Here is a 14,581-nt window from a genome sequence, read left to right as displayed (position 1 = left end):
TGCGCCGGGACTGGAAAGACGCCCCGCGAACGAGATTATTCCAGTGCAGGAAAAATAAATACGAGGCGTGGGAATAAACCTGGCGGGCCTTCGTCTGACGGGTCCTTTCCAACGAACGGCCTCGCGCCCTGGAGCTTTCTCATGGTTGATCCTTCACCCTCGTCGAGCCGGCCATCCTTGAGTACCGCCGCCCTGACCCTGCGTTTGAGCGGCATCGCCGTGATTGTTGCCGCGCTGGCCGGGGCATTTGCCTACGTCAATGGCAGCCTCGACCCGCAGCGGCTGACACCCCAGGCATTGGTCAATGTCCTGGAAAAAAACAACGGTGTTCACCCGGGCTTTCGACGCAACCACTCCAAAGGTGTCTGCGTCGCAGGTTATTTCCAAAGCACGGGCGAGGCCAGCGCCTATTCCAGCGCCCAAGTGTTCTCACAGCCGCAAACGCCAGTGGTGGGGCGTTTCGCGTTGCCCAGCGGTAATCCTTATGCACCGGACGGCAGTGTGCCGATTCGCAGCCTGGCACTGCGTTTTACCCAGGCCAACGGCCAACAATGGCGCACCGGCATGAACAGCATGCCGGTGTTTCCAGTGGGCACGGTCGAAGCGTTCTACCAATTCCAGCAAGCCCAATCGCCAGACCCCGCCACAGGAAAACCGAACCCTGCGGCCGTGCCGGCGTTCTTTGCCGCGCACCCCGAAGCGATGCCGTTCCTGCAATGGATCAAGACCGCCAAGCCGTCGGCCAGCTATGCCACCGAAACCTACAACGGCATTAACGCGTTCTATCTGGTCAACCCCGCCGGACAGCGCCAGGCCGTGCGCTGGGGCGTGGTGCCGCTGAGCCAGGACGCCGCCGATGCGACGCCGCCCCAGGGCGCCGACTTCCTCGAACAAGACTTGGCGAAGCGTCTCGCCGCCGGGCCGTTGCGCTGGCAACTGAACATCACCCTGGCCAACCCGGGGGATCCGGTGAACGACGCCAGCAAGGCTTGGCCCGCTGACCGCAAGGTGCTCAATGCCGGCACGCTGGTGCTGGAGCGCACCCAGGCCCAGGACAACGGCGAATGCCGCGACATCAACTATGACCCGCTGATCCTGCCCCAAGGAATCGAAGGTTCTGACGATCCGTTGCTGGTCGCACGTTCCGCCGCCTATGCCAGTTCCTACCTGCGCCGTACCAGCGAAGTGAACCAATTGCCCGCCACCCAGGAGTCCCGCCCATGAGCGCCCCTCGTCACTTCGCACCGCTGGCGCGGTTGCTGCACTGGCTGATGGCATTGATGATCATCGGCATGTTGTTTATCGGCGCGGGCATGGTCGCCTCGGTGTCCGAACGCCATGAATGGCTGCTGCAATTGCACAAGCCATTGGGCATCGCGATTTTGCTGCTGGTAATCGTCCGTCTGCTGGTGCGCTTTACCACTCGTCAACCGCCGCTGCCGGCCGATCTGCCGGGCTGGCAAGTGCTGGCGGCAAACGCCTCCCATGTGTTGTTGTACGCCTTGATGCTGATTCTGCCGCTGTTGGGCTGGGGCATGATTTCGGCGGCGGGGGATCCGGTGATGCTCAGCGACTCGTTGCAACTACCTTCGATCCTGCCTGCGCACGCCCAGACGTTCGCGCTGCTGCGCAAGGCCCACGGGTACCTGGCTTATTTGTTGTTCGTGACCGTGCTGGTGCATTTGGCGGCGGCGCTGTTTCACGCGTGGGTGCGCCGGGATGAGGTGTTGGACAGTATGTTGCGTGGCAAGGGCTGATGATTGTGGGAGCAAAGCTTGCTCCCACATTGTTCCCACCCAGGGGCACCTTGGACAGCGGGGATCAGGTCGTTGGCTCAGCGCAACTCGTCAACCATGGCCTCGATTGTGCTCAACACATCCTTGCCCAGTTGCATCGAGCGTTTGCCGGACCAACCGGTGATCGGGTTCGGGTGGTCGTTGTGGTCCTTGAATGGCATTTCCAGGGTCAGGGACAGGCAGTCATATTTCTGCCCGACTGCGTTACAGGCCAGGGTCATGTTGGCCTGGCCCGGTTCGTCGCGGGTGTAGCCGTGAGCGGTCTGGAAGTCTTTGGTCTGGTGCTTGAGCTGGCTGCGGAAGCGCTCTTCGAGCTCGGCGATGCGTGGCGTGTAGCCCGGGTTACCTTCACAACCGGCGGTGAAGACGTGGGGGATTTCCTCATCGCCGTGTGCATCGAGAAACAGATCGACGCCGTACTTTTCCATTTGCTGCTGGACGAAAAAGACCTCGGGGCTGATTTCCGGACTGGCGTTCTGCCAGGCACGGTTGAGGTCCTGGCCCATGGCGTTGGTCCGCAGATGACCATGGAAAGCGCCGTCCGGATTCATGTTCGGCACCAAGTACAGATCGGCCTTGGCGAGCAATCGGTTCAGTTGCGCATCGTCATGCTGTTGGAGGCGTTCGATCACGCCTTCCATGAACCATTCGGCCATGTGCTCGCCGGGGTGCTGCTGGGCGATGATCCAGACTTTGCGCCGGCCTTCGGCGCCGTTGCCCTTGCGTAGCAGTTGAATGTCCCGGCCTTCGACGCTTTTACCGACCGCCAATAGCTCGGTGCCGGCCTTGTGCTGTGCTTGCTCGATCAGCCAGTCATGACGGCCACGGCTGTAGGGTTCGAAGTAGGCGAACCAGGCGTGGGGCTGCTCGGCCTCCAGGTGAAAGCGCAGGGCGTCGCCTTCAAACTGGGTTGGGATGCGAAACCAATTGACGTGATCGTAGGAGGCAACGGTCTGGTAGCCCGTCCAGGCCTTGTTATAGGACGATTGGCTGGCGTTGAGCAGGCGGAAGGAATATTCCTGGCCGACGTGCAAGCCGCTGGCCTTGAAATGGAACCACTGGAAATGGGCGCTGCGGGTGTCGGGCCTGATCTTGAGCAACGACTGCAACGGGTTGCTGATGTCGACGACCTCGATGTTGCCGCTGTCGAAATTGGCACTGATACCAAAGGAAGATTTAGCCACGGTCACGGTTCCTGGAAAGGATTCACATGGCCGTTACTTTACACGCAAGAAAGGCGAAACCGACGATTTACATCAGGTAGAAGGAGGGGGCGTCCTCCCTGGACGCGAAGCCAGCTTAGAGAGTCTGCAATTGATTCTCAAGTGCTGGCTGTCGATAGTTTTTGCCTGCGTGGCGAGGGGACTCTTGTAAACAGATATTCATTTGTTATGATCGCCGCCATCGAATTGGCAGCACCCTGAAAGACTTCATTAGCCTGAAGACATAAGCCGAAAAATCGGCAAAAAAAGACCCGGCAAAAAGCCGGGTCAAAAACCGTGATTAGCCTGATGAGGAGATATTCCAGAAGTCCGACCAAGGTCTTCTGGTCTATCGACTGATCTCGCGACCAGCTGATGCAATAATAATCATTATCATTTGGAAGTCAAATGATTTGATCGCATCGATTGGTAATTATTTCTCGTCGTTCGCATTCGCAACGACATTCCCAAGTGTTATCGCTAGCGAGTAGGGTAACCATCCAGGGATCGGTCAAGCATTACCTTGGCCAGATCAATCATGTGTACCACTGAAAATGCCAGGTCACGACTCGAACCATCCAACTGGCTGGCCGACTCCTGGGCGGTCGCCGCAGCGCAGCGCAGTAGGTCGCAGGCGTGGACAAGGGCGTCTTCCGCGCTGACGCTGCGGTTGACCTCGAAGAAGCGATGTTCTGTCTGGGCTGGTGAAACACTTGGTTTCAAGTAGTAGTCGAGGGCGCGTTTGGCTGCGGGGCAATCCTGAAGTGAAGGGAATGTGCCATCGAAAGGGCTGCTGGGCTGGTCTGTATTGGATGTATCCATGGCGATGAAAATCTCCGTGTGTGGGGCTGAACTCCTGGATCCAGAATAGTACGTAACGTAATTGTGACGACAATTTAAATACTACAATTTGTGTTTTGAGGGTCGGGGTCACCCACGTATCGTGCCGCACATGGATAAATGGATAGAGTTGGTCAAGGCCAAGATGAAGGAGCTGCACATCACGCAAGTGGTGCTCGCAGAGCGGTTGGGCATGTCCCAGGGCGGCGTCGGCCATTGGCTGACCAAACGCCGGCAGCCCAGTGTCGGAGACATGAACCGGGTCCTGCGGGAGCTGGGGCTGGAGTTTCTGGAAGTGGCGATGGTGATCCGCGAGCCGGACACCTCCACCGAAGAAGGCATGGCCTTGGCGCAGAAGTACAACCCGTACTTCCGTTACCCGGTCAGTGAGTGGCACGAGGTGGGCGAAATTCGTGAAGGTGATCCTGGCGCCTACAGCCAGGCGCGCTACGAACTGACGGACTACCACGCCCTGGGCGATGCATTCTGGCTGGTGGTGGTGGGCGATGCGATGACCGCACCCAACGGGTTGAGCATTCCCGAAGGCATGTCGATCCTGGTGGACCCGGCCATCGAGGCGGTGCCTGGCAAATTGGTGGTCGCTTGCCTGCCCGGTAGCAGTGACGCGACCTTTCGCAAATTGATCGAAGAGAGCGGGCAGCGTTACCTGGTTCCGCTCAATCCGACTTACCCGAAAAACCTGTACACCGAGCAATGCCGCATTATCGGTGTGGTGGTGCAGGCCACCATCAGGTTCTGACTGGATCGGCCCTGGGAGCGGGCCGATGCCTATTCTTCGAACGCCACCAGGGCGCTGCCTTCGCTGATCATTTCACCTTCCTGGCAGTACAGCGCCTTGATCACGCCAGCCTGGGGCGCACGAATGCTGTGCTCCATTTTCATGGCCTCCAGCACGACCAGTTGAGCCCCGGCCTCCACTGTCTGGCCGACATTCACCAGAACCCGCACGATGCTGCCATTCATGGGCGCCACCAGGCCGCCTTGATGGCTGTGGCTGGCTTCGGCGGCGGCCAGCGGGTCGTACAGGTCGATCCGGTGCAGGTCACCTTCCCATTGCAGATACAGGCTGTCGCCCTGGCGAATGGCCCGATGGATGCGACGCAGGCCGTGGTGTTCGATGATCAGTTGCTCACCCTTGAGTTCCGCGCGACCGGATGTGACGTCCAGCGTCAGCGCGCGATCCTGGCCTTCGCAGCTCAGGTGCAAGGTGGTTTCCCTGGGCAGCCCCAGACGCAACCCGGTGGTGCTGGCCCAGGGTGAGTCGGCATCATCGCCGCGTACACGCGGGTTCAGGCTCAACGCGAACCCTTGGGCGGCGGCGAACCAGAACGCGTCATCCAATTCGCCGGGCTCTGGCAGTAATTGCGTCTGGTAACGTGGGATGAATCCGGTGTCCAGTTCTGCCGTTGCGAAGGCAGGATGGGCGATGATCCGTCGCAGAAAGCCGATGTTGGTCTTCAGTCCGCCAATGGCAAATTCGTCGAGCATGCTCAATAGCCGCAAGCGCGCCTGCTCCCGGTCTTCCCCCCAGGCGATCAATTTGCCGAGCATCGGGTCATAGAACGGCGAGATTTCATCGCCTTCTTCAACCCCGCTGTCGACACGCCGCCCCGGCCCGTCGGCCGATTCGCGATACAACCCCAGCCGCCCGGTGGCGGGCAGGAAGTCGTTGACCGGGTCTTCGGCATACAACCGCACTTCGATGGCGTGGCCACGCAACGGCACTTGCGCCTGAGTGAGCGGCAATGGCTCGCCTTGGGCCACGCGGATCTGCCAGGCTACCAGGTCCAGTCCGGTAATCGCTTCGGTGACCGGGTGCTCAACCTGTAAGCGGGTGTTCATCTCCATGAAGAAAAACTCGCCCCGCGCATCCAGCAGGAACTCCACCGTACCGGCCCCGACATAACCGATTGCCTGGGCCGCGCGCACGGCGGCTTCACCCATGGCCCGGCGCAGTTGCGGGGTCAGGCCGGGCGCGGGGGCTTCTTCCACGACTTTCTGGTGGCGGCGCTGGATCGAACAATCGCGCTCATTGAGGTACAGGCAGTTGCCATGTTGGTCGGCAAATACCTGGATTTCCACATGGCGTGGCTTGAGCAGGTATTTTTCCACCAGCATCCGTGAGTCGCCAAACGAGGACAGCGCTTCGCGCTGGGCCGAGGCCAGGGCTTCGGCCAGTTGGTTGACGTCCTCGACGACTTTCATGCCCTTGCCGCCACCGCCGGCGGTGGCCTTGAGCAATACCGGGTAGCCGATGCGCTCGGCGGCGTCGCGAAAGGTCTCCAGGTCCTGGGATTCGCCGTGATAGCCGGGCACCAGCGGCACTCCGGCGGTCTCCATCAAGGTCTTGGCCGCCGATTTGCTGCCCATGGCGTCGATGGCCGAGGCCGGTGGACCGAGGAAGATCAGCCCGGCGCTTTCAATCGCCCGGGCGAACCCGGCGTTCTCGGACAGGAAGCCATAACCGGGGTGGATGGCTTGGGCGCCGCTGGCTTTCGCTGCGGCGATCAATTTGTCGATTTGCAGGTAACTGTCGGCAGCTTTGCTGCCGCCCAGGTCGACGCGAATGTCGGCTTCACGGCTGTGGCGGGCATCACGGTCGGTGGCGCTGTGGACGGCAACGGTGGTCAGGCCCATGGCCTTGGCGGTGCGCATCACGCGGCAAGCGATTTCGCCGCGGTTGGCCACCAGCAACGTGGTGAGGGCAGGGGCGTTCATCGACGCGACTCCTTGTTATTCGATTCGGCTTGCCAGTTCGGCGCACGCTTTTGCAGAAAGGCCCGCAGGCCTTCCTGGCCCTCCGGGCTGACGCGGATGCGGGCGATGGCGTTTTCGGTATAGCGTCGCAGTGCCGGGGTCAGGGCGCCGTTACCGACTTCACGCAGCAACTCCTTGCTGGCGCGCATCGCCGCCGGGCTGTTGAGCAACAGGTTGTCGATCCATTGTTCGACCTGCTGGTCCAGGGTCTCGGCTGGGTAACTTTCCGACAGCAAACCGATTTCTTTCGCACGTTGCCCGTCGAAGCGTTCTGCTGTCAGCGCATAACGACGCGCCGCCCGCTCACCGATGGCTTGCACCACGAACGGACTGATCACCGCCGGGGCCAGGCCAATGCGCACTTCCGACAGGCAAAACTGTGCTTCATTGGCGCCAATGGCCATGTCACAGGCACTGATAAGCCCCAGCGCGCCACCGAACGCCGCACCCTGAACGACAGCCAGCGTAGGAATCTTCAGTTTGGCGAGGTTGTACATCAGCTCTGCCAGTTCCCGGGCGTCATCGAGATTGGTGTGGTAGTCGAGTTCGGCCGATTGCTGCATCCAGGCCAGGTCGGCGCCGGCGCTGAAATGCTTGCCGCGACCGCGGATCAGCAGGAAGCGCAGGTTGGGGTCGCTGCTGACATGGTCCAGGGCGAGAATCAATTCGCGGATCATTTCGGCGTTGAACGCGTTGTTTTTCGACTCGCGGCTGAGCCACAGGGTGGCAACGCCCCGCGGGTCGGTGTGCAGTTCGAGGGTGTTGAAGTTTTCCATGGTCATTCCCCGTTACATCCGGAACACGCCGAAGCGGCTCGGTTCGATAGGCGCGTTCAGTGACGCGGACAAGGCCAGGCCCAGCACATCGCGGGTCTGGGCCGGGTCGATGACGCCGTCGTCCCACAGCCGTGCGCTGGAATAATAGGGGTGGCCCTGTTCTTCGTACTGATCGAGGATCGGTTGCTTGATCTCGGCTTCCTGCTCGGCGCTGAAAGGGTGGCCGCTGCGTTCGGCCTGTTCACGCTTGACCTGCACCAGTACGCCGGCCGCTTGCTCGGCGCCCATCACGCCAATCCGCGCGTTCGGCCACATCCACAGGAACCGCGGGTCATAGGCGCGGCCGCACATGCCGTAGTTACCCGCGCCGAAACTGCCGCCGATGATCACGGTGAATTTCGGCACCTTGGCGCAGGCCACCGCGGTCACCAGTTTTGCGCCGTGCTTGGCGATGCCGCCGGCTTCGTATTTCTGCCCGACCATGAAACCGGTGATGTTTTGCAGGAACAGCAACGGGATCCCGCGCTGACAGGCCAGTTCGATGAAGTGCGCGCCTTTCTGCGCGGCCTCGGCGAAGAGGATGCCGTTGTTGGCCAGGATCGCGACCGGGTAACCATGCAAATGGGCAAAGCCGCACACCAGCGTGGTGCCGAACAACGCCTTGAACTCATCGAATACCGAACCGTCCACCAGGCGCGCGATCACTTCCCGCACATCGAACGGCTGCTTGGCGTCGGCCGATACCACGCCGTACAGCTCATCGCCGGCATACAACGGGGCGATGGGCTGGCGTTGCTGCAGTTCACCGAGTTTGCGCCAATTCAGGTTGGCCACGCTGCGCCGGGCCAGGGCCAGGGCATGTTCGTCGCTGTCGGCATAGTGATCCGCCACGCCGGAAATCTTGCAGTGCACATCGGCGCCGCCCAAGTCTTCGGCGCTGACCACTTCACCGGTGGCGGCTTTTACCAAGGGTGGGCCGGCGAGGAAAATCGTCGCTTGCTGGCGGACCATGATCGCCTCGTCCGCCATGGCCGGCACATAGGCGCCACCGGCAGTGCAGGAGCCCATGACCACGGCAATCTGCGGGATACCCAGGGCACTCATGTTGGCCTGGTTGAAGAAGATCCGGCCGAAGTGCTCGCGGTCCGGAAACACTTCATCCTGGCGCGGCAGGTTGGCGCCGCCGGAATCCACCAGGTAAATGCATGGCAGGCGATTCTGCTGGGCGATGGTCTGGGCGCGCAGGTGTTTTTTCACCGTCAACGGATAGTAGGAGCCACCTTTGACCGTCGCGTCGTTGGCGACAATCATGCATTCGACGCCTTCCACACGGCCGATGCCGGCAATCACGCCGGCCGCCGGCACGTCTTCGCCATAGACTTCGTAGGCGGCCAATGGACTGATCTCCAGGAACGGCGAGCCCGGATCCAGCAGTCGGTTGATGCGCTCACGGGGCAGCAACTTGCCCCGCGAGGTATGCCGTTCCTGAGCCTTGGGTCCGCCGCCCTGGCGAATGTGCGCGAGCAGGGTGCGCAGGGCTTCGACGTGCCCGAGCATCGCATCGCGGTTGGCGATGAATTCCGGCGAACGCGGGTTGAGCTGAGTGTGCAGAATCATGGCTACTCCGTAGCAGCTGTTAGCTTCAAGTCACAAGCTGCAAGCCAGAGCGCGTTTCTCTTGCCGCTTGGAGCTTGCCGCTTGCAACTGACGAAATTCATTTCGTCTCGTTAAACAGTTCGCGGCCGATCAACATCCGACGAATCTCACTGGTGCCAGCACCAATTTCATACAGCTTGGCGTCCCGCAGCAGACGCCCGGCGGGGAATTCATTGATATAGCCATTGCCCCCCAGGATCTGGATCGCGTCGAGGGCCATTTGCGTGGCGCGTTCGGCGCTGTAGAGGATCACCCCGGCGGCGTCCTTGCGGGTGGTTTCGCCGCGCTCGCATGCCTGGGCCACTGCGTACAGATAGGCGCGGCTGGCGTTGAGCTGGGTGTACATGTCGGCGACCTTGCCCTGGATGAGCTGGAACTCGCCGATGCTTTGGCCGAACTGTTTGCGGTCGTGGATGTAGGGCACGATCAGGTCCATGCAGGCTTGCATGATCCCGGTCGGGCCACCGGACAGCACCACGCGCTCGTAGTCGAGGCCACTCATCAGGACTTTCACGCCACCGTTGAGGGCGCCGAGGATGTTGTCTTCCGGCACTTCGACGTCATCGAAAAACAGCTCGCACGTGTTGGAGCCGCGCATGCCGAGCTTGTCGAACTTATTGCTGCGGCTGAAGCCTTTCCAGTCGCGCTCGACGATGAAAGCGGTGATGCCGTGGGCGCCTTTTTCCAGGTCGGTCTTGGCGTAGATCACATAGGTGTTGGCATCGGGGCCATTGGTAATCCAAGTCTTGCTGCCGTTGAGCACGTATTTGTCGCCGCGCTTGTCGGCCCGCAGTTTCATGGAGACCACGTCGGAACCGGCGTTCGGTTCGCTCATCGCCAGGGCGCCGATGTGTTCGCCGCTGATCAGCTTGGGCAGGTACTTGGTTTTCTGTTCGTGAGTGCCGTTGCGGTTGATCTGGTTCACGCAGAGGTTGGAATGAGCGCCATAGGAGAGGGCGACCGAGGCCGAGCCGCGGCTGATTTCTTCCATCGCCACCACGTGAGCCAGGTAGCCCAGGCCAGCGCCGCCGTATTCTTCCGCAACGGTGATGCCCAGCAGGCCCATGTCACCGAATTTGCGCCACATGTCAGCGGGAAACAGATTGTCGATATCGATCTGCGCTGCGCGAGGCGCCAGTTCGGCCTTGACGAAGGCTTGCACCTGGTCGCGCAACATGTCGATGGTTTCGCCGAGGGCAAAATTCAGGGATGGGTAGCTCATGGGACACCTTTGGCTTTTTTATCGGGTGCGGAGAGCGGGGGATGCTCTACCTTTACGTTAACGTAAGCCTGCGACGAGAGGCTGTCAATCGCCCTTTACGTTAACGTCAACTTAAGCCAGAGTACGGGTGTTTTGAAACAGCTTTTGTGGCGAGGGAGCTTGCTCCCGCTCGAGCGCGTGTAGGAGCTGCCGAAGGCTGCGATCTTTTGATCTCTTTCGCTTGGGACTGAAGTGTCTGGGGAAAGATCGCAGCCTCGTTGCACTCGACAGCTCCTACACAGCTCCTACCAGCCACTACGACATTCGTGCATGAGGTTCCACCGCTACACCCACTAATAAAGACAAGAGGGGGCGTCATGGATCAAACCGGTTCGCATTCGCAGCTCAGCTACACCCGCGGCTCGCAGGACAAGGCTTTGCTGGCGCAAACCATTGGCGAGGTCTTCGACCAGACCGTGGCCCGTTATCCAGAGGGCGAGGCGTTGGTGGTTCGCCATCAATCGCTGCGTTTCACCTGGCGACAACTGGCCGAGGCCGTCGATCTGCATGCCCGGGCGTTGTTGGCGCTGGGCCTGAAAACCGGTGACCGTCTCGGCGTGTGGGCACCCAACTGCGCCCAGTGGTGCATCAGCCAGTTTGCCAGTGCGAAGATCGGCGTCATTCTGGTCAACATCAATCCGGCTTATCGTGTTTCCGAACTCGAATACGTGCTTAAGCAGTCCGGCTGCCAATGGCTGGTGTGTGCCGGCGCGTTCAAGACCTCGGATTATCACGCCATGCTGCAAGCGCTGGCGCCAGAGCTGGCGGAGCAATCGATCGGCCAGCTGCAGTGCGAGCGCCTGCCGGATTTGCGCGGAGTGATCAGCCTCGATCCCCAACCCCCGTCAGGCTTTCTGCCTTGGTCACAACTGGCCGCCCTCGGTGCGGCGGTAACACCAGGACAACTGGTCGAGCGCCAATCCAGCCTGCACTTCGATCAGCCAGTGAATATCCAGTACACCTCCGGCACCACCGGCTTTCCCAAGGGCGCGACCCTCAGCCACCACAACATTCTCAACAACGGTTACATGGTCGGCGAAAGCCTGGGCCTGACAGCTGGCGACCGGCTGGTGATCCCGGTGCCGCTCTACCATTGCTTTGGCATGGTCATGGGCAACCTGGGCTGTGTGACCCATGGCAGCACCATGATCTACCCCAACGATGCCTTCGACCCGTTGCTGACGCTAAAAGCCGTGGCCGAGGAAAAAGCCACTGCGCTGTATGGCGTGCCGACCATGTTCATCGCCCTGCTGGACCAGCCGCAGCGGGGCGACTTCGACCTGTCCAGCCTGCGCACGGGCATCATGGCCGGGGCGACATGTCCGATCGAAGTGATGCGGCGGGTCATCAACGAGATGCACATGGCTGAAGTGCAGATTGCCTACGGCATGACGGAAACCAGTCCGGTGTCGTTGCAGACCGGTCCTTCAGACGAACTGGAGCTGCGGGTGACCACCGTCGGCCGTACCCAGCCACACCTGGAAAGCAAGATTATCGATGAGGCAGGCCAGGTGGTCCCGCGTGGCGCGGTCGGCGAATTGTGTACCCGTGGCTACAGTGTGATGCTCGGCTACTGGAACAACCCCAAGGGCACCAGCGATGCCATCGACGCGGATGGCTGGATGCACACCGGCGACCTGGCGACCATGGACGAGCAGGGTTACGTCTGTATCGTCGGGCGCAACAAGGACATGATCATTCGTGGCGGGGAGAATATTTACCCGCGCGAACTGGAGGAGTTTTTCTTCACTCACCCGGCGGTGGCGGATGTGCAGGTGATCGGCATTCCATGCTCGCGCTATGGCGAGGAAATCGTCGCCTGGATCAAGTTCCATCCCGGCCACAGTGCCTCCGAACAAGAACTGCAAGCCTGGTGCAAGGCGCGCATCGCCCACTTCAAGACACCGCGTCATTTCAAATTCGTCGAAGAATTTCCCATGACGGTCACCGGCAAGATCCAGAAATTCCGCATGCGCGAAATCAGCATCGAAGAACTGCGTGATAGCAACGGCTGACTGAGATCCCCTGTGGGAGCGAGCCTGCTCGCGAAAGCGGTGTGTCAGTCGACATTGATATTGACTGTCCGGGCCCCTTCGCGAGCAAGCCCGCTCCCACACGAAAAACCCAAACCCCAGACAGCACAAAGGGGAGCCGAAGCTCCCCTTTAATTTTGTCGTCGCGTGCTCTTTTTTTATTATTGAGGGGCGGCCTGTTGTTGTTATTGGCAGCCGTGGCCCTTTACCGCTGTTTTTGGCGATCCCCATCCGGGATCAAGAGCAAACGTATTTTTTTGAGCGCTGATCTGCTTTTTCGCTTTGCGATCCAACCGATTCGGGAGCTACCTGAAGGTAGTTTTATTGTTCTCTGCCCGGTTGCGGGTTGCTTCTGGAAGCACCCTGAAAAGCCCATCTTCTCCAAAAAAATCTGTTAGCTGCGTCTCTGCCGTGTTGTTTTTGTTATGTCAGAGTCGTTTCGTCTTGTTTTTATTGGGTTTGCTGCGTTTTTTTATTCTTGTTATGCCAGAGATATAGCAGGTGGCGTGCCAACTTTTAAAATTCTATACAAATCAATAGGTTGTGATTTTCGGCTGAAAAACCTGACGGACCAAACCCGACAAATTGTTTCCGTGTTACTCGTTTCGCCGCTGTTACAAAGCCAGCGGTAACACCTCACTGTGCGCTGCGGGCCTTGGTCACGCGCGAACCGCTGGGGCGGCCGAGCACGTCACAGATTTGCCGCCCCGCAGCGATCAATGCGTCCAGGTCGACGCCGGTTTCGATACCCAAGCCATTGAGCAGGTACAGCACGTCTTCGGTGGCGACGTTACCGCTGGCGCCCTTGGCATACGGGCAGCCGCCGAGGCCGGCGATGGAGCTGTCGAAGACCGCGATGCCTTCCAGCAGGCTGGCGTACACATTGGCCATGGCCTGGCCGTAAGTGTCGTGGAAGTGGCCGGCGAGTTTGTCCCGCGGTACTTCGGCGCCCACCACCTCGAACATCCTGCGGGTGGCGCCGGCGGTGCCCGTGCCGATGGTGTCACCCAGGGAAACTTCGTAGCAGCCCATCGCATACAACTCCCGAGCGACCCACGCGACTTGCTCAGGCTTGACCGCCCCTTCATACGGGCAGCCCAGCACGCAAGAGACGTAGCCACGCACGCTGACCCCGTGCTGTCTGGCGGCGCCCATGATCGGCGCGAAACGCTCCAGGCTTTCCTTGATGGAGCAATTGATGTTGCGCTGGGAGAATGCTTCGGACGCGGCAGCGAACACCGCCACTTCTTTTACGCCGGCCGCCAATGCATCCTCAAATCCCCGCAGGTTCGGCGCCAGGGCGCCATAGGTCACACCGGGCTTGCGCTCGATCTGCGCGAACACTTCGGCGGACCCGGCCATTTGCGGTACCCATTTGGGCGAGACGAAACTGCCGACTTCGATATAACCCAGGCCGGCGGCGCTCAGGGCATCCACCAAACGCACCTTGTCGGCGACGCTGATGGGCTGGGCTTCATTCTGCAACCCATCGCGGGGGCCGACTTCGATCAAGCGTACAAAGGAGGGGAGGGACATGGGGAGTGACCTGTGGTGGGTTGCCAATGATGTCGAGAACGATGATGTCGCCCCTGTGGGAGCGAGCCTGCTCGCGATAGCGGTATGTCAGTCACATTGATGTTGTCAGTTACATCGCTATCGCGAGCAGGCTCGCTCCCACAAGGGGCATGAAGTGTTACTGGACGATTTCCTCGCCCTTGAGCGTCTGCTCCAGCGCCTGGATGCAGCGTTCTTCGGCGGTGTCGAGTTCCAGCTTCATCTGTTCGATGTCCAGCAATTGCTGCTCGAGCTGTTCCCGGCGCTCGGCGATTTTCGCCAGCATGCTGTGCAACTGTTTCTGGTTGCCGCTGGTAGGGTCGTAGAGTTCGATCAGCTCGCGGCACTCGGCCAGGGAAAAGCCGATGCGCTTGCCACGCAGGATCAGCTTCAGGCTGACCTTGTCCCGCGGCGAGTAAATGCGCTCCTGACCCCGTCGCTCCGGGCTCAACAGGCCTTGTTCTTCATAGAAACGGATGGCCCGTGTGGTGATATCCAATTCGCGGGCGAGGTCGGAGATGCTGTAGGTCTGGCTGCTCATGGAAGCGCTCGAAACGAAAGGGGCTGGCGCTAAGCTAAAGGCAGGTTGACGTGCGCGTCAAGCAATCGCGGATGTGTTGCCTGTGCGGGCCTCTTCGCGAGCAAGCCCGCTCCCACAGGTTCTGCGTCGTACACACATGCAGCA

The 14,581-nt window shown here is 60.4% G+C and carries 12 protein-coding genes; 4 read left to right on the top strand and 8 right to left on the bottom strand.

Going from position 1 to position 14,581, the window contains the following annotated elements; genetic code table 11:
• Positions 1 to 141: 141 nt before the first annotated feature.
• Together J3361_RS09720 and J3361_RS09715 are read left to right on the top strand one after the other, a co-directional pair.
• Complete coding sequence (locus J3361_RS09720; protein ID WP_207964163.1) at positions 142 to 1,224, top strand: catalase family peroxidase; 1,083 nt, start codon at positions 142 to 144, stop codon at positions 1,222 to 1,224.
• Positions 1,221 to 1,757, top strand: coding sequence for a cytochrome b (locus tag J3361_RS09715; RefSeq protein ID WP_207964162.1), 537 nt, complete (start codon positions 1,221 to 1,223; stop codon positions 1,755 to 1,757). Before J3361_RS09720 ends, J3361_RS09715 begins: the two co-directional genes overlap by 4 nt.
• Positions 1,758 to 1,834: 77 nt before the next feature.
• Here the strand turns inward: J3361_RS09715 and J3361_RS09710 are convergent, their stop codons facing one another.
• Together J3361_RS09710 and J3361_RS09705 are read right to left on the bottom strand one after the other, a co-directional pair.
• Positions 1,835 to 2,986 carry a M14-type cytosolic carboxypeptidase gene (locus J3361_RS09710; protein ID WP_207964161.1) on the bottom strand — a complete coding sequence of 384 codons (1,152 nt, stop codon included), beginning with the start codon at positions 2,984 to 2,986 and terminating at the stop codon, positions 1,835 to 1,837.
• Between the two features lie 492 nt (positions 2,987 to 3,478).
• On the bottom strand, positions 3,479 to 3,820 hold the full coding sequence (locus J3361_RS09705) for a DUF3077 domain-containing protein (protein WP_207964160.1): 342 nt from the start codon (positions 3,818 to 3,820) through the stop codon (positions 3,479 to 3,481).
• A gap of 130 nt (positions 3,821 to 3,950) precedes the next feature.
• Between J3361_RS09705 and J3361_RS09700 the strand changes: the two genes are divergently transcribed.
• Entirely contained in the window at positions 3,951 to 4,598 is a 648-nt protein-coding gene (locus J3361_RS09700; RefSeq protein WP_207964159.1) for a S24 family peptidase, read from the top strand.
• Positions 4,599 to 4,627: 29 nt separating this feature from the next.
• On the opposite strand, the gene J3361_RS09695 is transcribed toward J3361_RS09700, so the two are convergent.
• The 4 genes from J3361_RS09695 to J3361_RS09680 all read right to left on the bottom strand — a co-directional run bounded on the left by J3361_RS09695 (position 4,628) and on the right by J3361_RS09680 (position 10,270).
• Positions 4,628 to 6,577 (bottom strand): acetyl/propionyl/methylcrotonyl-CoA carboxylase subunit alpha, encoded by a 1,950-nt coding sequence (locus J3361_RS09695; protein WP_207964158.1) that lies wholly within the window; start codon positions 6,575 to 6,577, stop codon positions 4,628 to 4,630.
• Positions 6,574 to 7,392, bottom strand: a complete 819-nt coding sequence (locus tag J3361_RS09690) for a gamma-carboxygeranoyl-CoA hydratase (protein WP_207964157.1) — start codon at positions 7,390 to 7,392, stop codon at positions 6,574 to 6,576. The genes J3361_RS09695 and J3361_RS09690 overlap by 4 nt, the downstream gene beginning before the upstream one ends.
• Positions 7,393 to 7,404: 12 nt before the next feature.
• Entirely contained in the window at positions 7,405 to 9,009 is a 1,605-nt protein-coding gene (locus J3361_RS09685) for a carboxyl transferase domain-containing protein (protein ID WP_207964156.1), read from the bottom strand.
• 97 nt (positions 9,010 to 9,106) lie between these two features.
• The gene (locus J3361_RS09680) at positions 9,107 to 10,270 is read right to left on the bottom strand and encodes an isovaleryl-CoA dehydrogenase (protein ID WP_207964154.1); all 1,164 of its coding nucleotides are present in this window, start codon (positions 10,268 to 10,270) and stop codon (positions 9,107 to 9,109) included.
• A 356-nt stretch (positions 10,271 to 10,626) separates the two neighbouring features.
• Between J3361_RS09680 and J3361_RS09675 the strand changes: the two genes are divergently transcribed.
• Complete coding sequence (locus J3361_RS09675; protein ID WP_207964152.1) at positions 10,627 to 12,324, top strand: AMP-binding protein; 1,698 nt, start codon at positions 10,627 to 10,629, stop codon at positions 12,322 to 12,324.
• Positions 12,325 to 12,978: 654 nt separating this feature from the next.
• On the opposite strand, the gene J3361_RS09670 is transcribed toward J3361_RS09675, so the two are convergent.
• Entirely contained in the window at positions 12,979 to 13,878 is a 900-nt protein-coding gene (locus tag J3361_RS09670; protein ID WP_207964150.1) for a hydroxymethylglutaryl-CoA lyase, read from the bottom strand.
• Between the two features lie 157 nt (positions 13,879 to 14,035).
• Positions 14,036 to 14,437, bottom strand: a complete 402-nt coding sequence (locus tag J3361_RS09665) for a MerR family DNA-binding transcriptional regulator (RefSeq protein WP_063322105.1) — start codon at positions 14,435 to 14,437, stop codon at positions 14,036 to 14,038.
• Positions 14,438 to 14,581 lie beyond the last annotated feature (144 nt).

The organism is Pseudomonas sp. OA65 (assembly GCF_017498305.1).
GTDB classification, from domain to species: domain Bacteria; phylum Pseudomonadota; class Gammaproteobacteria; order Pseudomonadales; family Pseudomonadaceae; genus Aquipseudomonas; species Aquipseudomonas zanjanensis.
Note: the sequence above shows the minus strand (reverse complement) of the source record. Positions and strands in the feature narration are given on the sequence as shown.

What these genes read in the sequence shown, in the direction of transcription:
- J3361_RS09720 (WP_207964163.1), top strand. Translation starts at nt 142, where the DNA reads ATGGTTGATCCTTCACCCTCGTCGAGCCGGCCATCCTTGAGTACCGCC.
- J3361_RS09715 (WP_207964162.1), top strand. Translation starts at nt 1,221, where the DNA reads ATGAGCGCCCCTCGTCACTTCGCACCGCTGGCGCGGTTGCTGCACTGG.
- J3361_RS09705 (WP_207964160.1), bottom strand. Translation starts at nt 3,820, where the DNA reads ATGGATACATCCAATACAGACCAGCCCAGCAGCCCTTTCGATGGCACA.
- J3361_RS09700 (WP_207964159.1), top strand. Translation starts at nt 3,951, where the DNA reads ATGGATAAATGGATAGAGTTGGTCAAGGCCAAGATGAAGGAGCTGCAC.
- J3361_RS09695 (WP_207964158.1), bottom strand. Translation starts at nt 6,577, where the DNA reads ATGAACGCCCCTGCCCTCACCACGTTGCTGGTGGCCAACCGCGGCGAA.
- J3361_RS09690 (WP_207964157.1), bottom strand. Translation starts at nt 7,392, where the DNA reads ATGGAAAACTTCAACACCCTCGAACTGCACACCGACCCGCGGGGCGTT.
- J3361_RS09685 (WP_207964156.1), bottom strand. Translation starts at nt 9,009, where the DNA reads ATGATTCTGCACACTCAGCTCAACCCGCGTTCGCCGGAATTCATCGCC.
- J3361_RS09680 (WP_207964154.1), bottom strand. Translation starts at nt 10,270, where the DNA reads ATGAGCTACCCATCCCTGAATTTTGCCCTCGGCGAAACCATCGACATG.
- J3361_RS09675 (WP_207964152.1), top strand. Translation starts at nt 10,627, where the DNA reads ATGGATCAAACCGGTTCGCATTCGCAGCTCAGCTACACCCGCGGCTCG.
- J3361_RS09670 (WP_207964150.1), bottom strand. Translation starts at nt 13,878, where the DNA reads ATGTCCCTCCCCTCCTTTGTACGCTTGATCGAAGTCGGCCCCCGCGAT.
- J3361_RS09665 (WP_063322105.1), bottom strand. Translation starts at nt 14,437, where the DNA reads ATGAGCAGCCAGACCTACAGCATCTCCGACCTCGCCCGCGAATTGGAT.